The organism is Salinithrix halophila (assembly GCF_042650125.1).
GTDB lineage: Bacteria > Bacillota > Bacilli > Thermoactinomycetales > DSM-45169 > Salinithrix > Salinithrix halophila.
Window position 1 is genome coordinate 26,152 of record NZ_JBHSAP010000009.1, and the last position, 24,147, is coordinate 50,298.

The 24,147-nt window shown below is 53.9% G+C and carries 26 protein-coding genes; 2 read left to right on the forward strand and 24 right to left on the reverse strand.

All coding sequences use genetic code 11. The features are described from left to right. Positions 1–3: 3 nt before the first annotated feature. The 7 genes from ACFOUO_RS06325 to ACFOUO_RS06355 form a co-directional block, all read right to left on the reverse strand. On the reverse strand, positions 4–996 hold the full coding sequence (locus tag ACFOUO_RS06325) for a beta-ketoacyl-ACP synthase III (RefSeq protein WP_380703365.1): 993 nt from the start codon (positions 994–996) through the stop codon (positions 4–6). 6 nt (positions 997–1,002) lie between these two features. Continuing rightward, the gene (plsX, locus tag ACFOUO_RS06330) at positions 1,003–1,992 is read right to left on the reverse strand and encodes a phosphate acyltransferase PlsX (RefSeq protein ID WP_380703367.1); all 990 of its coding nucleotides are present in this window, start codon (positions 1,990–1,992) and stop codon (positions 1,003–1,005) included. Further along, positions 1,992–2,552 (reverse strand): transcription factor FapR, encoded by a 561-nt coding sequence (gene fapR, locus ACFOUO_RS06335; protein WP_380703369.1) that lies wholly within the window; start codon positions 2,550–2,552, stop codon positions 1,992–1,994. Before fapR ends, plsX begins: the two co-directional genes overlap by 1 nt. A 221-nt stretch (positions 2,553–2,773) precedes the next feature. Beyond that, entirely contained in the window at positions 2,774–2,947 is a 174-nt protein-coding gene (gene rpmF / locus ACFOUO_RS06340; RefSeq protein ID WP_380703371.1) for a 50S ribosomal protein L32, read from the reverse strand. A gap of 43 nt (positions 2,948–2,990) precedes the next feature. Further along, positions 2,991–3,512, reverse strand: a complete 522-nt coding sequence (locus ACFOUO_RS06345; protein ID WP_380703373.1) for a YceD family protein — start codon at positions 3,510–3,512, stop codon at positions 2,991–2,993. Positions 3,513–3,583: 71 nt separating this feature from the next. Further along, positions 3,584–4,654: a SepM family pheromone-processing serine protease gene (locus tag ACFOUO_RS06350; protein ID WP_380703375.1), complete on the reverse strand. Its 1,071-nt coding sequence runs from the start codon at positions 4,652–4,654 to the stop codon at positions 3,584–3,586. Then, positions 4,644–5,444: a patatin-like phospholipase family protein gene (locus tag ACFOUO_RS06355; RefSeq protein WP_380703377.1), complete on the reverse strand. Its 801-nt coding sequence runs from the start codon at positions 5,442–5,444 to the stop codon at positions 4,644–4,646. Before ACFOUO_RS06355 ends, ACFOUO_RS06350 begins: the two co-directional genes overlap by 11 nt. Positions 5,445–5,599: 155 nt before the next feature. On the opposite strand from ACFOUO_RS06355, the gene ylbJ reads away from it, so the two are divergent. Continuing rightward, a complete protein-coding gene (gene ylbJ / locus ACFOUO_RS06360) occupies positions 5,600–6,844 on the forward strand; it encodes a sporulation integral membrane protein YlbJ (RefSeq protein WP_380703379.1) in 1,245 nt (414 codons plus the stop codon). Between the two features lie 62 nt (positions 6,845–6,906). Here ylbJ and coaD read toward each other — a convergent pair whose 3' ends face one another. From coaD to ACFOUO_RS06410, 10 genes are all read right to left on the reverse strand, one after another. Further along, a complete protein-coding gene (gene coaD, locus ACFOUO_RS06365; protein ID WP_380703381.1) occupies positions 6,907–7,389 on the reverse strand; it encodes a pantetheine-phosphate adenylyltransferase in 483 nt (160 codons plus the stop codon). Then, the gene (gene rsmD / locus ACFOUO_RS06370; RefSeq protein ID WP_380703383.1) at positions 7,386–7,967 is read right to left on the reverse strand and encodes a 16S rRNA (guanine(966)-N(2))-methyltransferase RsmD; all 582 of its coding nucleotides are present in this window, start codon (positions 7,965–7,967) and stop codon (positions 7,386–7,388) included. Before rsmD ends, coaD begins: the two co-directional genes overlap by 4 nt. Before the next feature lie 322 nt (positions 7,968–8,289). Continuing rightward, positions 8,290–8,928 (reverse strand): hypothetical protein, encoded by a 639-nt coding sequence (locus tag ACFOUO_RS06375; RefSeq protein ID WP_380703385.1) that lies wholly within the window; start codon positions 8,926–8,928, stop codon positions 8,290–8,292. 137 nt (positions 8,929–9,065) lie between these two features. Further along, positions 9,066–9,383: a hypothetical protein gene (locus ACFOUO_RS06380; RefSeq protein WP_380703387.1), complete on the reverse strand. Its 318-nt coding sequence runs from the start codon at positions 9,381–9,383 to the stop codon at positions 9,066–9,068. A 591-nt stretch (positions 9,384–9,974) separates the two neighbouring features. After that, complete coding sequence (gene recG, locus ACFOUO_RS06385; protein WP_380703389.1) at positions 9,975–12,023, reverse strand: ATP-dependent DNA helicase RecG; 2,049 nt, start codon at positions 12,021–12,023, stop codon at positions 9,975–9,977. Position 12,024: 1 nt separating this feature from the next. Beyond that, positions 12,025–12,915, reverse strand: coding sequence for an L-serine ammonia-lyase, iron-sulfur-dependent, subunit alpha (gene sdaAA / locus ACFOUO_RS06390; RefSeq protein WP_380703391.1), 891 nt, complete (start codon positions 12,913–12,915; stop codon positions 12,025–12,027). A gap of 238 nt (positions 12,916–13,153) precedes the next feature. Next, a complete protein-coding gene (gene sdaAB / locus ACFOUO_RS06395) occupies positions 13,154–13,813 on the reverse strand; it encodes an L-serine ammonia-lyase, iron-sulfur-dependent subunit beta (protein WP_380703393.1) in 660 nt (219 codons plus the stop codon). 49 nt (positions 13,814–13,862) lie between these two features. Beyond that, a complete protein-coding gene (locus ACFOUO_RS06400) occupies positions 13,863–14,720 on the reverse strand; it encodes a DegV family protein (protein WP_380703395.1) in 858 nt (285 codons plus the stop codon). Between the two features lie 26 nt (positions 14,721–14,746). Then, positions 14,747–16,444, reverse strand: a complete 1,698-nt coding sequence (locus ACFOUO_RS06405) for a DAK2 domain-containing protein (RefSeq protein ID WP_380704764.1) — start codon at positions 16,442–16,444, stop codon at positions 14,747–14,749. 9 nt (positions 16,445–16,453) lie between these two features. Further along, positions 16,454–16,819, reverse strand: a complete 366-nt coding sequence (locus tag ACFOUO_RS06410; RefSeq protein WP_380703397.1) for an Asp23/Gls24 family envelope stress response protein — start codon at positions 16,817–16,819, stop codon at positions 16,454–16,456. Positions 16,820–17,099: 280 nt separating this feature from the next. Between ACFOUO_RS06410 and rpmB the strand changes: the two genes are divergently transcribed. Next, positions 17,100–17,288: a 50S ribosomal protein L28 gene (rpmB, locus tag ACFOUO_RS06415; protein ID WP_380703399.1), complete on the forward strand. Its 189-nt coding sequence runs from the start codon at positions 17,100–17,102 to the stop codon at positions 17,286–17,288. 195 nt (positions 17,289–17,483) lie between these two features. Here the strand turns inward: rpmB and spoVM are convergent, their stop codons facing one another. The 7 genes from spoVM to rlmN all read right to left on the reverse strand — a co-directional run bounded on the left by spoVM (position 17,484) and on the right by rlmN (position 23,846). Then, on the reverse strand, positions 17,484–17,612 hold the full coding sequence (gene spoVM / locus ACFOUO_RS06420) for a stage V sporulation protein SpoVM (protein WP_380703402.1): 129 nt from the start codon (positions 17,610–17,612) through the stop codon (positions 17,484–17,486). Positions 17,613–17,762: 150 nt separating this feature from the next. Then, positions 17,763–18,416, reverse strand: a complete 654-nt coding sequence (locus ACFOUO_RS06425) for a thiamine diphosphokinase (RefSeq protein ID WP_380703404.1) — start codon at positions 18,414–18,416, stop codon at positions 17,763–17,765. A gap of 24 nt (positions 18,417–18,440) precedes the next feature. Then, positions 18,441–19,118, reverse strand: coding sequence for a ribulose-phosphate 3-epimerase (rpe, locus tag ACFOUO_RS06430; protein ID WP_380703406.1), 678 nt, complete (start codon positions 19,116–19,118; stop codon positions 18,441–18,443). Between the two features lie 3 nt (positions 19,119–19,121). After that, on the reverse strand, positions 19,122–19,997 hold the full coding sequence (gene rsgA, locus ACFOUO_RS06435) for a ribosome small subunit-dependent GTPase A (protein WP_380703408.1): 876 nt from the start codon (positions 19,995–19,997) through the stop codon (positions 19,122–19,124). Positions 19,998–20,100: 103 nt separating this feature from the next. Next, positions 20,101–21,897, reverse strand: coding sequence for a Stk1 family PASTA domain-containing Ser/Thr kinase (pknB, locus tag ACFOUO_RS06440; RefSeq protein WP_380703410.1), 1,797 nt, complete (start codon positions 21,895–21,897; stop codon positions 20,101–20,103). A 17-nt stretch (positions 21,898–21,914) separates the two neighbouring features. After that, positions 21,915–22,673, reverse strand: coding sequence for a Stp1/IreP family PP2C-type Ser/Thr phosphatase (locus tag ACFOUO_RS06445; protein ID WP_380703412.1), 759 nt, complete (start codon positions 22,671–22,673; stop codon positions 21,915–21,917). 120 nt (positions 22,674–22,793) lie between these two features. Next, positions 22,794–23,846 carry a 23S rRNA (adenine(2503)-C(2))-methyltransferase RlmN gene (gene rlmN / locus ACFOUO_RS06450; protein WP_380703414.1) on the reverse strand — a complete coding sequence of 351 codons (1,053 nt, stop codon included), beginning with the start codon at positions 23,844–23,846 and terminating at the stop codon, positions 22,794–22,796. Positions 23,847–24,147 lie beyond the last annotated feature (301 nt).

Sequence of the window (24,147 nt, forward strand, 5' to 3'; positions counted from 1 at the left end):
ACCTTACGTGTCCATCGTCCACTTGAGGACGGTTGCTCCCCAGGTCATCCCTCCACCGAAACCGACGAGAACCAGCGTATCTCCTTTGTGGATCCGGCCTTCCCGAACAGCTTCATCTAGGGCGACCGGGACCGAAGCCGAGGACATATTGCCATAGCGGTCCAGATTCACCACTACTTTATCCTGGGAAATGCCCAATCGTTCCACCGCCGCTTCGATAATGCGAACGTTGGCCTGATGGGGGATGAGGTAGTCGATATCCTCCTTGGAAAGCCCCGCTTTGCGGAGTGCTTCCTCCGCCGAAACCCCTAGGACACGGACAGCGAACTTAAACACTTCCCGGCCATTCATCGTCATAGTGTGAAGTTTTTGCTCCACGGTCTCTTTTGTCGCCGGCAGCCGAGAGCCTCCGGCAGGCTGTTTTAACAGATGTCCACCGGACCCATCCCCACCCAGTTCAAAAGAGAGGAATCCTTCTCCCTCATCCACCGGCCCGAGGACCGCTGCCCCCGCTCCGTCCCCGAAGAGTACGCAGGTGTTACGGTCCGTGAAATCAGTGATCCGGGATAGACAGTCTACCCCGACTACAAGGGCGTGCCGATAGATTCCGTTCTGGATGAACTGGGAGGCAACACTCACCCCGTAAATGAAGCCGGTGCAGGCGGCTGAAAGATCGAACGTAGCTGCCTTTTTTGCCCCCAGCGCGTCCTGCACCAGGCAGGCCGTCGCAGGAAAGGACATGTCCGGCGTAACGGTTGCCACAATGATTAAATCCAACTGATCGGCTGATAGATTCGCAGCCTCCAACGCCCTGCGGGCGGATTCCACAGCCAGGTCCGAGGAGGCCTGCTCCTCGGAGGCGATTCTCCGTTCCCGAATCCCTGTGCGGGTGACGATCCATTCATCATTGGTATCTACTATTTTCTCCAAATCCGCGTTGGTTAGAACTTTCTCAGGCAGGTAGGCGCCCGTTCCGATGATGCCAACCGATCCCATCGGTCCTCATCCCCTCTCTAATTCCTCGGAAATCCGTTTGATAACGCCCCGATCCACGAAGAGGCGCGCCTGCCGGACGGCATTGAAAACCGCTCGTGCATCGGAGGACCCATGGGCTTTGATCACCGGTCTGACCAAGCCTAAAAGCGGAGCGCCTCCGTGTTCCTTATAATCCATGCTGGAAGCGAAACGTTTCAAGCCGGGCTTCAAGACCGCCGCGGCCAATTTATTGATGAACGTCCGGGTAAACTCTTGTTTCAAACGGTCAAAGAAGGTTTTGGCCACGCCTTCGGTGTTCTTTAGCAAGATATTGCCGGAGAAACCGTCGCAAACGAGCACGTCGCATACCCCGTTTAGAACATCCCGCGCTTCCACGTTTCCGGAAAAATGGACGGGTAGTTCTTGGATCATCCTATAAGCTTCTTTTGTTAAAGAAGTCCCTTTTCCCTCTTCTGTCCCGATATTGAGAAGACCTACCCGTGGTGTGTCGTATTCCAAGACCTTCTCTGCGAAAATACTGCCCATCAGGGCGTACTGTTTCAGGTGTTCGGCCTTGGCGTCGGGATTGGCCCCTACATCTAAGACCAACATCCCTTTCCCTGTCACGGTTGGAAAAACCGGGGCAAGAGCAGGACGATCAATCCCCTGAATGCGCCCGGTGATCAAGAGACCAGCCGCCATGAGAGCGCCTGTGTTCCCAGCACTGATAAAGGCATCCGCTGCCCCTTCTTTCACCATCTGGCATCCGACCACGAGGGAAGAATCCTTTTTCCGCCGGACAGCCCGAACGGGCTCTTCCGCGGCCTCGATCCATTCCGTCACCGGATGGATGGACACGTTATCCATCCCCGTTGCTTCCAGAACCGGACGGACAGACTCTTCGGTCCCGAGGAGGACAAATTCCGTGTCCGGCCATGTTTTGGCTGCCTGAAGGACCCCGTCGATCACGGCCTGGGGGGCATGATCGCCCCCCATGGCATCAAAAGCGATACGCATTATTGGTCCTCCTTTGTGCGGTGAACATCGAAAACTCCTTGAAATACAACCTCATCCCCGACACTCGTTCGAACATCCAACTGGGTGCGATTACCTTTTTTTTGCGTGACACGGGCTCGTGCCACACATTTTTCTCCCAACCGCACCGGGCGGACGAAGCGGAGGCCTGCTGTGGCGGTCAGTGCTGTTTCGGCGTCAACGACGGCGATCGCTAGGGAATTCGCTTGTGCAAACAGATGGTGTCCCCGGGCGATTCCGTTTCGGGCGAATACGTGCTCTTCCCTGATCTTTAAGACGGACACGCCGCTGTCGTCCAGTGTCAGCTCCGTCACTTCCCCGATCACTTCTTCAGGGTGAAGGGATCGGACCCGATCGAAATTGTTTTCGGCCATATCCTTGATTCGATCTCTTAGTTCCGGGATGCCCAGTTCCATCCGGTCGAGACGAATGGTTTGGATACTGACATGTAAGCGGCGTGCCATCTCTTCGTCCGTCAAAAAGGGCTCCGCTTCCCATGCAAGGCTCAATTTTTTCTGCCGTTCTTTTTTTGACAGACGCACAACCGGGGCTCACCACCTTTTATAACCACATGCTAATACCAAGTACTAAATCAGTATAGCGGAAACCCCATCCTGATGACAACCTCTTATTGAATATCAAGTTTCTACCGACGCCAAAAGCCCGCTATTCGTAACCTCACTCATTATGTGGAAAAATATTCCCTATCTAGCGACGAAAAAAGGACCTGCTATCGAGGTCCTTTCGCTCCCTAACGGGAAAATCAGTCGTTAACCACTTCGGATCCCTTGTAGTAGCCGCATTCCTTGCAAATGCGATGGGACAGTTTTTGTTCACCACATTGCGGGCATTTCACCATACCCGGAACAGACAATTTAAAGTGGGTCCGACGTTTGCGCTTACGGGTTTTGGATGTCCGTCGAAAAGGCACTGCCATGTTCTCACCCCCCTTATCTGGCAACCATTCCATGGATAGAGGATTAATCATCCCGCTTCAAGAGTTCTTCCAGTTTGGCCAAACGCGGGTCGACAACCCGATTGTCACACTGGCAAGTCTCATAGTTCCAATTGGTTCCGCATGTTGGACACAGCCCCTTGCAATCTTCCTGACAGACCGGAGCAAAGGGCAGATTCAGGAGCAAGGACTCCCTGATGTACGGGGTCAAATCCGTCGGCCGATCCACAGCGGCCAAACGGATCTCCTGATCTTCCTCTTCACTCTCGCGAGCACGATCTTCATCCGTGGTGAAGAGTTCGAACCAGTCCATCGTCAGAGGCCGTTCAAAAGAAGTTAGGCAGCGAGAACAACGAAACTGCCCCTTCGACTCCTGCCTGCCTTGCACCTGATAAAGCCCCTGGTCTTTCCAGGCCGTCACATGAACCCTCAGAGGGTCCAGGTGGAGGAGATCCGGGTGTTCCTTCTCCAGCCCCTCCAGTGTGACAAGCCCTTCTTCTTCCATGGGACCGGGTTTTTTGTTCAATTCCCGGAAGGATATCAGCATCGTACCGACTCCCTTACCAAACAGGGTAATTATATGTGATACAAACGGGCTCTGTCAACGTTTCTCCCTTTTCAGGCTGCATTTTTCTCCGAATGATCCCGAGGGAGCTTCTTTAGATAGGTGATGGCATCTCCCAATGTCTTGACCGGTACCACCTTCATATCCGTCCCGATCTGACGTGCTGTCTTGACTGCTCGTTTTTCATTGCTGTCGCCCGGCCGACGGTCGGCAGGGACGAAAAAAATGTCGGCCCCTTTCTCATCCGCCGCAGCCACTTTATGCTGGACACCTCCGATTTGGCCCACTTCCCCTTCAGGAGTGATCGTACCCGTTCCGGCCACCCGGTAACCCCGGGTCAGGTCTTCTCCTCCGATCTGGTTGATAATTTCCAGGGAAAACATCAGACCAGCTGAGGGGCCACCGATGGAATCAGCATGAATGTTGACTTCGGGTTTGGTGGTCACCTTCCGCAACGTCACAGGCTGAATTCCGATCCCGGCCCGTTTTACTCCGCTGCTGGCGTCCAGCGTTCCCAGACGAAGCTCCTTCTCCGTCAGCTTCCCATTTCGTTTCACCGTTAACTGGACCTTTTCACCGGGCTTTTTACCAGAGAGGTACCCCACCAACTCCTCCGAACGACGAATTCGTTTCCCGTCCGCCTTTTTGATCAAGTCCCCCTCCTTTAATACTTTTTCCGCAGGCATGTCCTCAATTAGTCTAAAAACCTGAACACCGAGAAGCTTTTCACTCACCGGCCGCTTCGCCTGATGGAAAGCAGCCAAAACGGCATCCTGCTGGGATGCATGCATGATTTCCGCCTGACGCTTTTCGTATTCCTTGGGGTTCTCCCCTTCGCCCAGCACCTTCTGCTTTGGAACCAACTGATAGGTGGAATCAATCTTAGCAGCCACCCATCCCAAAAGGTTTCCTTCCCGCATCGCAACCGTGGTCATATAAAAGCTGCCTTTTTCCTTACTACGGGTATCCTTCACTTGAATCATGGGCCTTACTTCCAATGCCGATCCGGGCTGCATGATATAGTAGGGAACCGGTATCAGAAATAAGACGCCAATCATCACGATGAGGGCGATCACCGGGATAGCCCAGGGCCTCCGGTACCACGTGGTTCTTTTATCCTCCATGTTTGTTCTTGCCTCCCCAGTCACCAATCATACTCTTGATCCGTTTCACTTGGATGATTGCAGCCTCCTCTCCCCGTCGGATACATTCTTCTACGCGAGTGAAGGCTGTCGGGCTGATCTCCGTCAGATCCGGGTGAATGAGAACATCTGCCCCCAAGAGCCTTTGATTTAATATTTCCCTTTCCATGACGCTTAAAGTCTGTGTAATGACATCAAAGATATGATCAATTTTGGCCGTCGTCGTCCGGGGAACCACATCCACTGCGATAATGACGTCCGCTCCCATTTCTTTCACGACCGTAATTGGAATCCGATCAATAACCCCTCCGTCCACCAGCGTACGTCCCTCATGAATCACCGGTTCAAAGATGCCAGGGATGGAGATGCTGGCCCGGACAGCGATGTCAATCGGACCTGAACGGAAAACCACCCGTTCCCCTTTGACCAGATCTGTCGCGACCACCGCTGTCGGCAGCGGCAATTCCTCCAGGTTCTTTCCGTGAGTGAGGAGACGAACCATTTCTTTCACCTTGGCTCCGGTGACAAACCCCCGCCGGGGGACAGTCAAATCCAGCCAGTGTTTCCGTTTGAGGTGGATGGCTAGCTTCTCCATCATTTCCAAGTCTACTCCGTTGGCAAACATGACCCCCACTAGGCTGCCAATACTGCTCCCCGCTACTAAATCCACCGGAATTCCCTCAGCCCGCAGAACCTTCAACACCCCGATGTGCGCCAACCCTCTTGCTCCCCCCGAGCCCAGTGCCAGGCCCACCCTCGGCCGCTCTCCCAACTCGTCCTCCTCCTTTATCCCAGGCGACACCTGGTGTTTCCTCTACCCTTTAGAGATATGCCTTCGTCACCGAAGGAGCGATGAGACGAGCGGTCTATTTCCCGATGATGGTGCGTAGACATGTTATCAAATCCCTGATGAACGGGAGGGTCTCGATGCGGCCGATGAACACCGTTCTCCGTAACCGAATCCGCTCCGTCACCCTTGGAGCCGTGGCCCTCTTCCTTGTCTTGTCTCTGATTTTATATCCAGAACAAGCCTTCCAATCGTCCCTGAAAGGGCTGAAGATTTGGTGGGATGTCGTCTTCCCCGCTCTTCTGCCATTCTTTATCGCTTCCGAGATCCTGATGGGATTCGGTGTGGTCCATTTTCTTGGGGTGCTTCTAGAGCCGATGATGAGACCTCTTTTCCGGGTCCCGGGGGTAGGTGCTTTCGTGATGGCAATGGGACTGGCTTCCGGATATCCGATAGGCGCCAAGCTTACCGCACGTCTGCGGGAACAGAAACTGATCTCCCGTACGGAAGGAGAGCGGCTCGTTTCCTTCACCAACACTGCTGACCCCCTGTTTATGTTCGGAGCCGTGGCTGTCGGTTTTTTTCATGATGTTTCTCTGGGTGTCTCCCTCGCTGTCGCCCATTACAGCTCCAGTCTCTTACTAGGCTTTCTCATGCGCTTCCATGAGCCGAAGGGAGCCGCCACCCCTTCACCGAAAGAAGATTCCACTTTTTTTCTGTGGCGGGCATTACAAGCTATGCATCGGGCCCGCCTTTCCGATGGACGAAGCTTGGGGCAACTCATGGGGGACGCAATTAGTTCTTCCGTCAATACGTTGATGGGAATCGGTGGTTTTATCATCATGTTCTCCGTTATTATCGACGTTCTGACCCAGGTAGGAATCACCGGGATATTTGCCGCCGCTGTCGGATTCCTGTTCAAAGGAATCGGACTCCCTGAGGAATTGGCTCCGTCGGTAATTGCCGGTCTGTTTGAAATCACCCTGGGAGCCCAAGTGGCTTCCCAAGTCCCTATTACGGTACACATGGCTTACAAAATGGCCGTCACCGGAGCCATTATCGCCTGGAGCGGTTTTTCTGTCCACGCCCAAGTGGCCAGTATCCTTAGCCGAACGGACATCCGCTATACCCCTTACTGTGTCGCTCGTTTCATCCATGCTCTTTTTGCCGGTTCGATCACCCTCCTGATCTGGGAGCCTGTTGGGCGCTACCTGCTCACCTCCGATGCTGCCGTGCCCGCTTTTTTGCGCCAGATCCCGGAGGCAGGTTGGGCTGGTTTTCCGGAGCGGGTGCAATACCTCGGCTGGCGCGCACTCCTTCTACTTGGCACCCTGATGTTAGCCGCCCTTGGAATCCGGGCGATCCGTCGTCTTCTCCTCCGCTAATCCTCCTGATTCTTTATTCTATTCTCTTCTTTATTACAAAAAACCCGATGGCTTCATCGGGTTCACCGGTCTGCATATTTTTCCTTTAGAGCTCGTTCCACCACGGGCGGGACAAGATCTTTTATATTTCCCCCATATTGAGCCACTTCTTTCACAATGCCGGAGCTAAGAAAAGAATACTGGTTGTTGGTCATCATAAACAAGGTTTCCACATCCGGATCCAGCTTTTTCATCATTGAGGCAAATTGCAGTTCGTATTCAAAATCCGTAATCGCCCGCAGGCCCCGAATGACCGTACTGGCGTTCCGGCCGTGAACGTAATCGATTAGGAGACCTTCGAAACTGTCCACGTCCACATTATGGATCTCAGCCGTCACTTCACGGATCATGCTTGTCCGTTCTTTTACCGAGAAGAGCGGATGTTTCTTGGAATTATGTAGAACAGCCACGACCACCTTATCAAACACTCGGGCACCTCGACGGATAATATCGAGATGTCCAACGGTGATCGGATCAAAACTACCTGGATAGACGGCTAACCTCATCGGTTGCCACCTCCTTCTTCCGAATCCGCCTCCCGGGTGTACAGATCGATCTGAGTATCCCCATACACCAGGGAGCGCGATTGAACCAGCCGACCGTATGCCGGACCCAAGGGCCGATCCCCACCATGTTCCGCGATAACCCACCCGCCTTCTTCGAGCAGCTTTCTTTCGTCGATGGCGGTCAGGATGTCAGGCAGGATATCCTCCTTGTAAGGAGGGTCCAAAAAAATCAACCGAAAGGCCGTTTCCCGTTTGGCGAGAATACGAAGAGCCGCCCGGGCGTCCCGTTGATAAACCTCGGCACGCCTACCCATTCGGGCCGCCTCCAGGTTACGGCGGATCACGTCAACGCTAGCCCTGTCTCGATCAACAAAAACTGCCCGATCTGCGCCCCGGCTGAGCGCCTCCAACCCGAGAGAGCCGGAGCCAGCGAAAAGATCCAACACCCATCCTCCATCAAAAAAGGGACCGATCACCTGAAACAAGGACTCCTTCACCCGATCCGTTGTCGGCCGGACGTGGAAACTCTGAACCGTCTTCAGGCGGGTTCCCTTGGAACTGCCGGCGATAATTCGCATATCCACACCTTCTTCAGCCGAATTGAACATGTTTAATCCTATCATAAAGCTTATCCCGTTGGAAACGAGACCAACCTCCCCCGGAAAAAATTTGTGAAGGGATGTATATTTTCTCAACCCTTGGCAAAGATAGGAGTGACGGCGTCGGGAGATGCTGTCGAACCGCGGAGAAGACTTACGTTTCCCCATAAGCTCTTCCTCCGGTTTCTCCTCTCCCATTCAGTATCCGCCCATAACGGCGGGTACCATTGGCCCGCTAATCGGCGGGCTGTTTTTTTGCAAAAAAACAACCTGCAGAATCCGCAGGTTGCGTGGTGGGGAATCAACGCCGACGGCGGCGGCGATTGTTTCCACGTCGATATCCGGCGTTTTCACGGCGCTGCCGCACCTTGGCTTTTCCTACCGTCTCCGTCTCATCAAAGAGAGCGGGCAGCTCCTCCCATTCTCCCTCACTCTTATGGCGGGACGGTAACGCTTCAGTCTGTGGCTTGGTGTTCTTCGGTTGCTCGTGCAAGGGGTCGGTCCAATCTTCCCGGGAGCGAGGGGCGTTCTCATTTGCCTGTTTTTCGTTTTCCGGCGTATGGCGGGGTCTTTCGTGGTTCCAGGAAGAAGGTTCTCGGGGAGGAGGGGGACCGTCCCACCCCAACATTTCTTCCGGCCAAGGATGCTGCTCTCGTGCTTGAGTCTCCTCTTCCCGTGTATTCCTTGTGCCTTTGGAAGGCCCAGGGCGGCGATCCTGTATAGGACCCTGCATAGGACCCTCATCCAAGCCGAGGAAACCAAAGGGAACATCCCATCCGGGTTCCCCCTCCGGAGCTTCGGAGGAATATCCGCGAGGTGGCTCGGGAGGCAGATCATTCGTCCGACCTGGGGGGCGCTGTTCGGAAAACTGCTCCATCTTGTTCCTTAGCCATTCCAATCGATTGGCCTTCTGTGAAACACGGCGCGGTTGATTTTTCACAGAGCAAATCCTCCTTTCAGAGGCGAGGCTGCCTAAAATTCAGTACACTAATACCATATGAAGGAGGGTCTTTGCCTGTCCCCGGCAAATGCCTACTCCCTCACCCAAAAATCAGGAAAGATGCCCTACTGGTTCCATCAGGGAACCATCCGCTTCAGCATCATAGATTCGGTATACGTGATAATCCCTTCTCGGACCAAATGGGCAAGCATCCGGTTGGTTAACTCCCGCCTCCTGGGATGAGCTTTCAGTATTTCTAATTCCTCTTCCGTAAAATAACGATTTGGTAATTGGTTAACATACTGTAACAAGGCGAAAACCCCGCGCCTCTGCCGTAATCCGTGGGCTTCCTCCACGGTTCGGGCGATCCGTTCCGGGGTGATCGCCTTGCGTCCTAAAGCCTGGTTAACCGTCTGGGCTACTTCCCGGTAGAGTGTTTTTTTACCGGCATTCATGTTTTATCGCCTCCCCGATCCTCTCTCTCCTATACCTATGCAACACCCTTAGCCCGGGGTAACCTAGAGGATTTTATTTTCAAGAGGAGATGAGTCTAAGCCCAAAAAAGTGTTTTTCTATGTATTTACAACATTACACTTATTTGGTATATTAGAATTAGGCCAATTCCCCGTTTTTCTCCGAGCCTTCCCCTTTCGCATTATTTTCGAAAAATTGGGCAGGATAAGAACGCGCCACTCATTTTTGCAACACGATGAATCTTTAACACCACTCTCCTACTTACCTGCGTCAACCCTATGGAATTCTGGAGTTGGCCCCAGCAACCTCGACCGTCGGACCACATGCCGGAAAGGAGGGTACGAACGTGGAGAGATGGATCTTGCTTTTCTCTGCGGTCGTCAGAATGGTCGAGACTTTGACGCAGCTGTCACAGCGCTACGGACAGAGAGCCAAGCGAAAATGCCGAAAAAAAAGCCCTTACCATTAAAAGGCAGGGCACATACCTTCCCATCCAAAACCCGGAGGACTCCAACCTCCGGGTTTTGCGGTCACAATCCAATATATGAATTCATCCCGGAATTAAAACTTGTTTAATCTAAATTTGTTTGTTCCTTTTCAAATCGGGTAAGGGTTTCCCGCAACCCCGCATACTCCGCCCGTTCATGGAACGCATCGCTTTCAACCAGGCGGGCAGCATCAGCCCGTGCCACTTCCAGCACGCGGGAATCTTCCATTAAGTCGGCCACTTTGAACGCAGGCACCCCGCTTTGTTTCACCCCCAAAAAATCCCCCGGACCGCGCAGTTCCAGGTCACGGCGAGCGACCTCGAAACCGTCGGTTGTTTCCGTCATCACCCGCATCCTCTCGATCCCGGTTTCCGACTTGGGTTCTGCTACCAGAATACAAGTGGAGGTGCCGCCTCCCCTGCCCACCCGTCCCCTGAGCTGGTGAAGCTGGGCAAGGCCGAAACGGTCTGCGTCGTAGACAACCATCACGGTGGCGTTGGGTACGTTGACGCCCACCTCCACCACTGTTGTGGAAACGAGTACTTGTACCTCATTACCAGCGAAGCTCTTCATCACCTCATCTTTTTCTCCGGGGGCCATTTTACCGTGAAGGAGACCCACCCGGATCGGAGCCAGTTCTTGGGTGATTGATTCAAAAACGGATTGTGCATTTTGCAGATCGATCTTTTCCGATTCTTCGATCAAGGGACAGATGACATAGGCCTGCTGCCCTGCTTCACATTGTTTACGAATAAAGCCCACCACCCGTGACCAGACATCCGATTTTACCCAATAGGTCTCCACCGGTAGCCGGCCAGCGGGGAGTTCGTCGATGGTAGAGACATCCATATCTCCATAGGCGGAAATCGCCAGTGTTCGGGGGATGGGCGTGGCTGTCATCATGAGGACATCCGGTAATTCACCCTTCTCCCGCAAAAGGGATCGTTGCTTGACGCCGAACCGATGCTGTTCATCGGTGATGACAAGCCCAAGTCTTCGGAACTCCACCGTCTCCTGGATTAAAGCATGTGTACCGACAAGAATATCGGCCAACCCCATCTGCACCTGGCCGAGGGCTTCCCGCCGTTCCCGGACAGTCATTCCACCCGTCAAAGCCATCACCGTCAATCCCATCGGTTCCAGCAGTTCTTTGATGGACTTCAAGTGTTGTTCCGCTAAAATCTCCGTCGGGACCATCATTGCACCCTGATAACCGGCGAGATAGTTGGCATAGAGGGCAATTGCCGCTACCACCGTCTTCCCGGAACCGACATCCCCCTGAAGTAGACGGTTCATCCGTTCTTCGCTTTCTAAGTCTGCCAAGATCTCCCCAACCACCCGCTCTTGGGCACTGGTCAAAGGAAACGGTAATGTATGAATAAATGCAGAGAGTTTCTCATGATCGAAGGGCCGGGGTGTCCCCCCCATCTCCTTCTTTAAGCGGCGTCGGTGCCACATAAGCTTTAGCTCATAAAGGAAGAGCTCCTCGTATACCATACGTCGGCGGGCTAGCCTCCCTTCCTCCTTTCCCCTCGGGAAATGGAGCAGGTACATGGCCTTAGCCCGTTCCATCAGCTTGTATTCCGTAAGAAGCTCTGCTGGGAGGACTTCCTCGATGTGACGACCGTACTGGGCAAAGGCGCGGCTAATCGTTTTACGCAACCAAGAGACAGACAGGGAGCCGGCAACCGAATAAACCGGCTCCAACCGCCCTGCCTGTTTTTCCTGGTCCGCTGTACGCAGGAATGTACGGTCGGCAGTCAATTGCAAGCGGTGGGCATCCCACTTGCCGGAGACCGTTACCGTCTGTCCAGGAATCAGCTTTTTCTTCAGAAAAGCCTGGTTGAACCAGACGACCTGAATATGGACTCCCTCCACCTCCATACGGGCGAAAAGGCGGGACTTTTTCTTTCCGTACCAACGGACACTCGGCTCTCCGAAAAGCCTGCCACGAAAGGTAGCCTTCTCTTCATGCACCGCATCTGCCGGGGTGACCAACCGATAGTCTTCATATCGATAAGGAAAGTGATGGAAGAGATCCTGGATACTGTGAATGCCGAGTTGAGCCAACTCTTCAGCCCGTTTCTCCCCCACTCCTTCCACGTTGGTCACCGCTTGTTGACTTAGGTCCATATTATTCTGCGGTCGAGCCGAAAATCCGGCGTTCCAACGTTCGGCCGGTCGGTGTCGCCGCCAACCCTCCCAGCGCGGTCTCCTTCAGGCTGGTCGGCATATCCCGGCCAATCCGGTACATCGCTTCAATCACCTCGTCAGGAGGAATGACGCTTTCCACCCCCGCCATCGCCATGTCTGCCGCTACCATAGCAATCGCTCCGCCCATCGCGTTTCGCTTAACACAGGGGGCCTCTACCAGACCGGCCACCGGATCGCACACGAGACCTAGCATATTCTTCAAAGCAATAGCCACTGCTTGAGCTGACTGGGAGGGGGTTCCACCAGCCATTTCCACCACGGCAGCCGCTGTCATCCCTGTTGCAGCTCCCACTTCCGCTTGGCATCCCCCGGCTGCTCCGGAAATGCAGGCATTGTTGGCAATACAGTATCCGATGGCCCCGCTGACGAAGAGTGCCCGAACCATCGCCTCCCGGCTGGAGCCCAACCGGTCCGCCGCCGAAAACACGCAACCCGGCAGAATCCCGCAAGCCCCTGCGGTTGGTGTAGCGACGATTGTCCCCATCGCCGCGTTGATCTCAGAGACACTCATCGAGCGTGAAACCGCATCCAAAACCTGTGCCCCTGAAAGGAGAGTATCCGCCTTATGCACATAGTCGCGGATTTTCTGTGCATCCCCGCCGGAAAGGCCGCTGGGGGATTTCAGATCCGGCTCTTCCAAGCCCCGTTTGATCGCTTTTTCCATCACCTCCAGGTTGGCAGCCATCTGGTCAAAGACCGCCCCCCTCGACTTGTCAAAGGTTTCCATCTCCTTTCGGATCATCACCTCGGAGATAGGCATCCCCTCTGACTCAGCCAGCTCGATCAGTTCGGCAATGGTACGAAAATTCATCATGATCGGCTCCTTTTTTCCGTAATATCAAATCAAGGATGATGCCAGGCTGGTCCCATCTTATCCGCGATAGGATCGGAATACCCCAGTATCCTCCATTCTCTGTAAGGGTCCGCACGCCCATTGTATCATATGCACGGACAAAGGCAGGGCAGGAAAAAACAGATGAAAAACCGCCAACCGGCCCCTATGGGGGGAGTTGGCGGCATCATTTCTTTTTCAATAAGGGCTATTTTCGTCAGGAGAGAACAGTCACACCTGTAACCTCACCAAGTTCTTCAATCTCCTGCTGTACATTCCCGCCGACGGCCTGATCCGTTTCGATGATCATCAAGGCCTGGGAACCCTTTTCCTTCCGTGAAACCTGCATATATCCCACATTAATGTGATGGTCAGCCAGCACCGTCGCCACTTTGGCGATAGCCCCGTAGCGGTCATGATGCTTAATCAGGAGGGCGGGTGAGCTGCCTGACAGCCGGAGTTCAAAACCGTCCAGCTCGACGACTTCCATCTTTCCTCCCCCGATGGAGATACCGACCATTTCCGTCGACCCTTCGCCGTCCTCCAAAAGGAGGCGGGCGGTATTTGGATGGTCCGGAACCTCTTCCGATTCAACGAAGGTTACCACAGTTCCTTCCCTTTCGGCAATCTCTAGGGAACGTACGATCCGCTCATCAGAGGTGTCAAAGCCGAGGACCCCTCCGATAATGGCGATATCCGTTCCATGCCCTCGGTAAGTCTTGGCGAAAGAACCGTAGAAAGTAACCGTCACCCGATCCGGCTTCCGACCGAACAAGGAACGGGCGGCTCTCCCGATCCGTGCCGCCCCTGCCGTATGAGAACTAGAAGGGCCAATCATAACAGGACCTATGATATCAAAAACGGAACGATACTTCACGGGTTACCCTCCTTTAATCTGTTCGGATAAACGGTTGGCTTCTGTTACATCAACCTTTTGCAGGGTGGAAAACGAGAGCCAGGGTACCAGGGCCGACGTGGGAACCAATACCGGGTCCGATTTCCGCCCGGAATGTTTCCTTTACATCGAACACTTCTTTTAATTGCTCTTCCCAATGATCCCCTTCTTCCGGGTTATCTGTGGTAAGAACGGATACTTTCACCGGTCCCTCACCGAATTCTTCCTTCAAGAGCTCCTGGATACGAGCTGCGGCTTTATTTTTACCCCGTACTTTGTCCGCTGGGAAGATAACTCCTTCCGGATTGAGGGAGAGAATCGGCTTAATGTTGAGAAGGGAGCCGACAACAGCGGAGGCTTTACCAATGCGACCACCTTTCTGGAGGTATTCCAGTGTATCCACGAGGAAGTATATCCGCTGGCTTCCGATCAATTGATTGGCGAGGGCAACACACTCATCCAGGGTTTTTCCTTCCCGGGCCGCCCGGGCGACCTCTACCACGATCATGCCAATGGCAAAAGCGGCTGCCTTGGAATCGATCACGGTCACCTTCAATTCATCTTCCACCATGGACTGAGCCAGGACAGCGGACTGATATGTACCGCTTAAGGATGAAGAGAGATGGATGGAGATCACGTCGGTCTCTCCATCCTTGGCCGCCTCGCGAAACGCCTCCACGAAATCGATCGGAGAGGGTTGGGAAGTAGTGGGGATCTCTTCCGTTTCCTTCAATCGGGTGTAGAATTCCTCCGTGTTAAGATTCACCCCATCCAAATAAGAGTGCCCACCGAGGTGAACCTTGATCGGAACGACGCTGATTCCTAATTCTTCCCGGAGGGACTCGGGGATATCTGCCGTACTGTCGGTAACTACGTGCACTTTTGCCATTTCAGACCACCCCCGTTTAAATTTTTCTATTCGACGGCAAACAAGAAGAAATAAAGCGGTTGTCCGCCGTAATGGACATCATATTCGACCTCGGGATAGTTGCGGCTCAGATAGTCAGTCAACTCTTTCACCTGGGCATCCGTCACATCTTTTCCATAGAGGATGGTCACCACGTCGGCTCCTTCGGCCAGCATCTTGGAAAGGAGATCCCGTGAAGTAGCCAGTAAGCTTCCTCCAACCGTGAGGATCTTCCCTTCTTTAATCCCAAGAAAGTCGCCCTCTTCGATTTTTCCGCCCTCGTATTGGGAGTCCCTCACCGCATAAGTGACCTCCCCGGACTGAACCGCATCGACACTCTCCAGCATCCGACCCTGGTTCTCCCCGACTTCCTCTTCGGGATTAAAGGCAAGAAGAGCGGCCAGACCTTGGGGAATGGTTCGTGTAGGCAGAACCGTCACTGGCATTTCGACCAGTTCTACTACTTGCTCCGCCGTCAGGATGATGTTTTTATTGTTAGGGAGAATGAAGATGTGTTCCGCATGAACCCCATCGATTGCTCGCACGATTTCCTCGGTGCTGGGATTCATTGTTTGTCCGCCTTGAATAACCACATCAACACCAAGACTGCGGTAGATATCGGCGATCCCGTCACCAGCGGCAACTGCCACAAATCCGAAGGGTTTCTTCTCCGGCTTCTCATCCGGAGTTGCCACTGCCGTATGACCTTCCCGCTCTAGAATGCCGCTGTGCTGTTCCCTCATGTTCTCGATCTTGATCCGCGTCAAGTCCCCAAAACGCTGAGCATAGCTCAGGGTCTCCCCAGGATGTTCGGCATGGATATGCACTTTAACCAGATCATCGTCGGCCACCACCAGAAGGGAGTCGCCGAAACGACCCATATCGGAACGGAACTGCTCCTCATCGAACCCGGCCAGCCGGCTTTTTTCGGCGTCAAGCCGTACGATGAACTCCGTGCAGTACCCATGTTCAATCTGATCCGTATTGAAGTGGGACTGGGCACTCCGTTGATGGGCGATCTCAGCGATCGTTTCCATAGCTGGAGAGGACACTGCTTTTTCAGCCACCGAATAAGATACCTCTTCCCCGGTTAGGGCAGCCAAAAAACCTTCATATATCGTGACCAGGCCCTGGCCACCGGCATCCACAACGCCCGCCTGCGCCAAGACCGGCAGGAGATTCGGCGTTTTCTCCAAGGAAAGCCTCGCCTCTTCTAAGACGGTCTCCATCACGGCAACCGCATCATCCGTTTTACGGGCTTTGGCCACCCCCTTCTCCGCTGCCTCCCGAGCAACCGTGAGGACCGTGCCTTCCACGGGCTTGATAACCGCTTTGTAGGCGGTCGCCACCCCCTGTTTCAGCCCTTCGGCGAATGTGCGGGCATTCAAGGTCTCCTTGTCCGCCACTCCTTTGCCGAAACCTCGGAAGAGCTGGGACAAAATCACCCCGGAGTTCCCGCGAGCCCCCATCAAAAGCCCCTTCGAAAGCGCTTCCGCCAACTGGCCCACATGACTGCTGGAAGCGGATTTTCTATCCAATTCTTTCGCTCCCGAAGTCAAGGTCAGGTTCATATTGGTCCCGGTATCCCCGTCAGGAACGGGGAAAACATTGAGGGCGTTCACCTTGTCCACGTGGGAATCCAACCGCTCGGCCCCCGCCCGGATCATATTTGTAAATAGCTTCGCGTCTATCTGCTTTACCAACAGGGGTCCCCCTTACTCTTCGTTGACCAACCGCACACCCTGTACAAAAATGTTCACCCGTTGAACCGTGATACCAACCATCTGGTCAAGCGTATACTTCACTTTCGACTGCACATTGTGCGCCACCTCGGAAATTTTTGTGCCGTAACCGACAATGATGTGCATGTCGATCTCCATCTCGTTGTCTTGGCTTTTCACTTCAATGCCTTTGCTCCAATTTTCCCGGCCCAAGAGTTCAGCGATCCCATCTTTCAACTGACTGCGGGAAGCCATCCCCACCAATCCATAACAATCCATGGCTGCAACGCCTGCAATGATGGCGATCACATCGTTGGAGACTTCGATCTGGCCGAAGTTTGTACTTACATCCAAGGTCATCCAACATTCCTCCCAATAAGGGGTATCCTTACACAGTTAGACTCATTGTACAATATCAGTATAAGGAAGAAAAGCAACCAGTCTTATCATACTTGAGGCCCCCTGTTCTTGCAAGGGAGAAACACGTGTGCTAAAATGGTTTAGTATTTTTGTTGCCAGATTGTCCCCGGAAGGACAGGGGGTTGGGGAGCAAAAAACCGGTTAGGAACACCCTTTCGGGAGAATGGTGGAGCCATTCGGAAACCCTCATTCTTCCGACCGATGTCAGGAGGTGGGGAACATGGCACGTCGTTGCTACATCACCGGCAAAGAGGGCCGCACCGGCAACAAGGTGAGCCACTCCAACCGGAAAAGCCGTCGTAAATGGGGAGCGAACGTCCAAAAGGTACGCATCCTCGTGGACGGAAAACCGAAACGCGTATACGTGAGTACGAAAGCCCTCAAATCGGGCAAAGTGACCCGCGTCTAAGTCTGAAAAGCACCGCTTCCGGGTGCTTTTTTGCTGTCCATCACATCGAAACCCGGCCTAAGAGGGACCGGGTTTTCTTTATCCCGCACACCGGATTGGGTTGGGAAAGCGGAAATCGCCCAGGTTTCCGGGCGATCGATGATTGGCAGATGGAATCAGTTCGGTTGCCTGCATGAGGTTCCGGCGGATGAAAACTCAACTTTGTTTGTTAAAAACGCCCAGCAGGGCCTTGACCATCCCGCCAAGGATCTTTGGGAGTTTGATGGTGTAGAATTTCACCCCTACCCCTCCTTCGTCTTGATCGAAGCGCGCTCTCCCCGCCACACACTTATTTATATTCTATAGGGGGTGGCACGTACCTAGAACCGGAATCACAGCACGCCCAAATCCGGTTCCATCCGGCGGGGACAAGTTGTCGACCTCCCTTTGGACAGCTCCTTCCCACTATAAAAAAAACGCCGACTTCGCACAGCGTCAGCGATCCCTGCTCTCCATCACCAATAACTGCCCCTCTCGGATTCGGACATGAGCCGTCTTCCCCGTCAGCTCATTGCTGATTCCGACCGGATTTTCCCGCGTCAGGCATGCATGGGTCAGGGGGTAGAGGAACCCTTCCAAGGTCACGCCCTCCACTCGATCCGTCAGGGCAAGGAGGGAAACATAGCGGAATTCCCCTCCTGTCATAACCAGTGCCCCGCGTTCCCCCGTCAACAAACGAATTCGATTGTACTGGTTGCGAATCACCCCATGAACGCCACATGCTTCAATACGTTCCAGCAACAACAAGTTAGCGAAGGCATGATCCATCCGTGGTCCTCCCAGACCGCCCAGTATGAGGATCTCCTCCGGGTCTTCCTCCAATCCCCTCTCCACGGCATATCGGGTGTCGGTCATATCCTTCGCTGCTGGAAGTTCTTCTACCGGGATCCCTCTTTCCAACAGACGTTGGACTACCTCCGTCGCCACCGTATCAAAGTCTCCCACCGCTCGGTGAAAAGGGACGCTGTTTTCCAACAAAGGCAAAATTCCTCCATCTACGCCGATGACCGTATCCTCTGCCTGAATCTGTTTTAAATCCGAAAGATCCGTCTCTCCTCCGGCCACGATCACAACACGTCGACAGCCCATCTCGTCCCCCCTTCCCATGAACACTCAGACTAAACTACCGTCGCCTAGACTCCCACCACGGCGGATGGCTGCGATCGCAGCTTCCCGATCCTCCTCGCCAAAAACCGCCGACCCTGCCACCAGGACCGTCGCTCCTACAGCAGCACATTGCCGGGCCGTCTCGGGATTGATGCCTCCATCCACCTCGATTTCCCTTCCAGTGAGATTCCGTTCCCTCAGCATCCGGTTCACTTCGGCGATTTTATCCACCACCCCGGGTATGAAGGTTTGTCCTCCGAAACCCGGATTGACTGTCATCAATAGGATCAAATCCAGATCAGGCAGGATGGGTTTCAGGGTAGACGCCGGAGTAGCTGGGTTGAGAACCACACCTGCTTTTGCTCCCGTTTCCTTGATCAAATGGACGGTTCGATGCAAATGGGCACAAGCCTCCGCATGAACGGAGATCCAGTCTGCTCCCGCCTTGGCGAAAGCCGGTATGTAACGATCCGGGTCTTCAATCATCAGATGAACATCCAGAGGCAACTCCGTACGGGGCCGAATAGCTTCGACGATCAGCGGCCCAATGGTGATATTGGGGACGAACCGACCGTCCATGACATCCACATGGATCCAGTCCGCCCCTCCTCGTTCCACGTCCGCTACCTCCTCACCCAGACGAGAAAAATCGGCAGATAAGATGGAAGGTGCAAGCTTGACCATGATTCAATACCTCCGTTGTTCGTGGATTTCTTCGAGGAATTGCCGGTAGTTCCGGTAGCGTCCCCTGTCGATCTCTCCCCGCTCCACCGCTTGTTGGACAGCACAGCCGGGTTCGTTTTTGTGAAGACAGCCCCGGAATTTACAGTCTGGCGCCCGAAGAGCCATCTCCGGGAAACAGGCGGAGAGTTCTATCTCCTCCATTCCAGTGAAACCAAGTTGGCTAAACCCAGGAGTGTCAGCTACCTGACCTCCTTCCGGAAGTTCCAGGATTTCCACTTGACGCGTGGTATGCCGTCCTCGGCCCAACTTGCGGCTCACTTCACCGGTGGCCAGTTCCAGTGAAGGAAGGACCGCATTCAAAAGAGAGGATTTGCCCACCCCAGACTGACCTGCGAACACGGACAGCCTTCCGGCCAATTCCTTTTTCAGGACATCAATACCGATCCCTTCCCGAACGCTGGTGATGAGGACCGGATAGCCTGCCGGATTGTAAATGGCCCGTACCCGGTCTACCTCTGCTTCTTCACCGGCAAGATCCCGTTTTGTCAGGCAAATAAGGATCTCTAGTCCCTCCCGCTCAGCATGAACGAGAAAACGATCAAGAAGGTCGAGGGAGAGATCCGGTTCCCGGAAAGAGCCCACCACTACTGCCTGGTCGACATTGGCAATGGGCGGACGGATGAGTTCCGTCTCCCGGGAGTAAATATCCGTCACGACCCCTTCCCCGTTCTCCGTATAGTTAAATTGGACCCGATCCCCCACGAGGGGAGACCACTTCCTCTTCTTAAAAACGCCCCGGGCACGGCACTGCACATCCCCCTCCGGCGTACGAACATAGTAGAAGCCACTGATGGCCTTTACGATCTGCCCTTCCGGCATACCGTCCCTCCTCGATTCATGTTGGTAAATTGGTAAAAATGAAAGGGAACGAGGCTGCCGCCTCGTTCTCATTATGTTCCAAGATACCTGTGGTGATCAATAATCAGTTGTGCGGAGGCGGTTCAGCGTTACGCCCTTTTTGGGAGCTGGCTATCCAGACCTTGATCGTTCCACCACGTTCCACCCGTTTTCCCGGGGCAGGATCGGTCGCAAAAGCTTTCCCTGTCTGAACCCCCCCGTGGGGCCAATAGATAATTTCAATCCGATAATCGGAGGTGCTGCCAATACTGCTCTCATATTCCCCGACTAAATTTGGTACCTTTACGGTTCCCTCTTTACCGTTGACGTACAACTTAATTGGCGTATTCACCTTCACCTTTTGGTCGGGCTTCGGTTTCTGGTCGTGAATCTGGCCATTATCGTACTTGGAGTCGTATCCTTCCTTCACCGCTTCAACGTCAGTGAAGCCCATTTCCCGGAGCTTCTCCTTCGCCTCTTTTGGATTGGAGCCCAGCACGTTCACCATCTTCACCTGATCCGATCCCGAACTGACGAAGAGGTCCACGGTGGACCCCTCCTTCACTGGCGAACCGGCTTTCTCTGACTGACGAACGACGATCCCTTTTTTCTTATTGCTGGGCACCTCTTGGAAGTTTACCTTCAATCCTTCCTCATCTAGGACTTCCTGTGCCTCAACCTGGGTTTTCTGGAGCACATCGGGCATCTTTGCAGAATCCTTGCCCAGCCAACCCATCAGGGTATCGAAGGCGAAAAGGGCCAGAGAAACAATCACGATAAAGGTAAATAGACCAAACAGCGCTTTCTGCCACCAAGGCATGTTGGCCTGGACGTTTTCCAGCCAGACGACAGTTCGCTCCAGCACTGTCTTATCCTTGTCGGCGGGAACCCGGCGCAGCCGCTCCAGGTTAGCTAAAGTCTGTTGTCCCACCTGGGAGCGCTGGGTTTCACCTCGAGGATCCCCGCTTTCCTCCCCAGGACGACTACCGATGGTTGCCATCGGCTTCGTGGCTGCGTTATCTCCGCCGGTTCGCCATCGGGGCTCGTCAGCAGGAGCACCCGTATGGAATACCGCATCGATTTCCTGTTTCATCGCCCGAGCCGACTCATAACGGTCATCCGGGTTTTTCTCAAGCGCCCGCAAAATGATGTTATGAATTGAACGCGGGACATTGGGATTCAGCTTGGCAGGATCTACTGCGGGTTCCTGCAAGTGCTTCATAGCGATCGAAATCGCGGAATCACCGTCAAAAGGCAGCTCCCCAGTCACCATTTCATACAAGACCACACCAAGGGAGTAAATGTCCGATTTTTCCCCGATGACGCCCCCGCGAGCTTGTTCCGGTGAAAAATAGTGAACCGAACCCATTACCGAACCGGCTTGGGTGATCGTTGAAGAGCTGGTGGCCCGAGCGATCCCAAAGTCGGTCACTTTAGCCCGCCCGTTGTATCCGAGCAAGATATTGTGGGGCTTCACATCCCGGTGGATAATCTGGTTTTCGTGGGAATAGGCCAGAGCATCACAGATTTGAGACGCAATGGAGATGATCTCCTCAGGGGTGAGAGGGCTGTACTGCTGAATGTATTCCTTCAGGGTCGGCCCTTCGATGTATTCCATCACGATGTAGTGCGTATGATTCTCCTGTCCCACGTCGAAAACCCCGACAATGTTAGGATGGGACAAACTGGCGGCAGCCTGGGCTTCCCGGCTGAACCGCCGCACGAACTCGGAGTCATTGCTCAGACTTTCATTAAGGACTTTGATAGCGACATAACGGTTCAACAGCACGTCCCGCGCCTTGTACACCACGGCCATCCCGCCGCCACCCACGCGGCTGATCACCTCGTAGCGGCCGCCTAACTTTCTGCCTTCCACTGACATCTCACCTCGCTCTCCACTTATTTCTGTTTAGTCGATGTGATGGAGCCGGTATGTTTGATCAGAATGATCGATATGTTGTCCGTACCCCCTGCTTCCAGGGCCTGTTCAAGAAGCTGGTCTGCCTGTTTCTGCAGAGGGAGACCAGAGGTGAGGATCGTTCCGATCTCATCCACGCCTACCATGTTGTACAGACCATCGGAACATAATAGAAGAGTATCCCCCTTGTACCAGGGGGTGACGATCAGGTCAGCCTCCACTTCTTCGTTGGTACCGACCGCACGGACAATCACATTCCGCTGGGGGTGAACTTTCGCTTCCTCTTCGGTGATTTCGCCGTGTTTTTTAAGCACGTTGACGAGGGAATGGTCCTCGGTCAGCTGGTACAAACCATCATCATGGAGAAGATAGGCCCGGCTGTCACCGATATGAGCGAGAACAATCTCCTCTTCTCCCATCACAGCAGCGATCACCGTCGTGCCCATCCCTTTGTACCCCTTGTTTTCCGCCGCCATGTGAAAAACTTCCCGGTTGGCGGAAGCGACTGCGTCTAATGTTCGTTTCTGCCGCTCGTCGGACCCCGTTTCCCTCGTCAGGGAGCGAAGTTTCCGCTTAATGACGCGTACCACCGACTGGCTCGCCACATCCCCCGCCTGGTGCCCGCCCATGCCGTCGGCAACGACAGCGATAGGCACCCCTTCGTCCGACTGAAAAAGGCCGACGCTGTCCTCGTTATAATCTCGTACGCGCCCCTTATGGGTATGCCATGCCTTCTCCATTCCGGTGACCCCTTTCCCTGTTCAATGGAAAATGGAACTGATGGTTTCAAGGGAGGAGGAAGCAGTCAATCGGTTCTCTCTTCCTGCTTCATTTTGTGTCCTCGCGATCGCCCCACTACATTACGAACTCCTTTTTTCTGCATCCATGTGCTTCGCCCTGAGCTGGCCACAAGCGGCATCGATATCGCTACCGTGCTCCCGGCGGATCGTTGCCTTCACTTTGTAGGACTCAACGATTTTCTGGAATCGGAAGACCTGGTTGCGCGGTGTTCGAATGTAGTTCCGCTCGGGAACGTAGTTGACCGGGATCAGGTTGACCAGAGCACCGCTCCCCGCAAGGAGTTGTCCCAATTCATGGGCATGTTCCGGCTGATCATTTTTCCCTCCGATCAGAGCGTACTCATAGGTAATCCGCCGCCCGGTCTGGTCTGAATAGTATTGGCAAGCCTCTAAGAGTTCCTCCAACGGATACCGGCGGCTAACCGGCATCAGCTTCTTCCTGACCTCCTGGTTTGGTGCGTGCAAGGAGATGGCTAGCACTGCCTGTAACTTCTCATCAGCAAATTTGTAAATGGAGGGGACAATCCCGCTTGTGGAGACCGTGATGTGTCTCTGGCCGATGCCGAGGCCCCGAGGATCGTTGATCACTCGCATGAACCCGACAGTAGCCTCATAGTTTTCAAAGGGTTCACCGATTCCCATGATCACAACGGAATGGACCCGGCCACCTTCTCGGTCAAGGTATTTCTGCGCTGCCATCACCTGGGCCACCACTTCTCCCGTTGTGAGGTCGCGCTTTAGACCACCGAGGGTGGAGGCACAGAATGTACACCCGATCCGGCATCCAACCTGGGTGGTTACACAAACACTGTTTCCATAGTTGTGCCGCATAATGACCGTTTCGATCGCGTGTCCGTCATGAAGGCGAAACAGGAATTTGACCGTCCCGTCATCGGATTGCTGCACCGTAAGCGTCTCCAGGGGTTCCAGTTGGAACTCCTCGGACAGACGCTCCCGGAGGCCCCGGGACAGGTTGGTCATGTCATGGAAAGAATGGACCCGCTTTTTGTAGAGCCAATCCATCATCTGGTTAGCCCGGAATGCAGGTTCCCCCTGTTTGGTCATCCACTCGGACCAACCGGCGTGTGTCCGGTCGTACGCGAAAGGTTTCATAAAACGAAAACTCCCTGCAAGTATAAAGTCAAATGATTCCTCAAAACTTTCCTCATTATATCAGTCTCAAGCCGGAAAAGAAAGGGCGTTAGAACGGGGTTAAGAAGGGTTTTTGACTATCCAGCCCCCTCTGTTCCCGCCCTCCCTTGATTATAGCCGAAGGAACCGGAATAGGGGGCAATTTTTCAACAACATGGCCTCTTTCTGCAGGACAATCTTTACAATCTTATGGCCGACCCGAAGTCTCCATGACTTTTTTAGCCTAAAGTCCTATACCAAAGAGGCAAAGAATAAAGAGAGC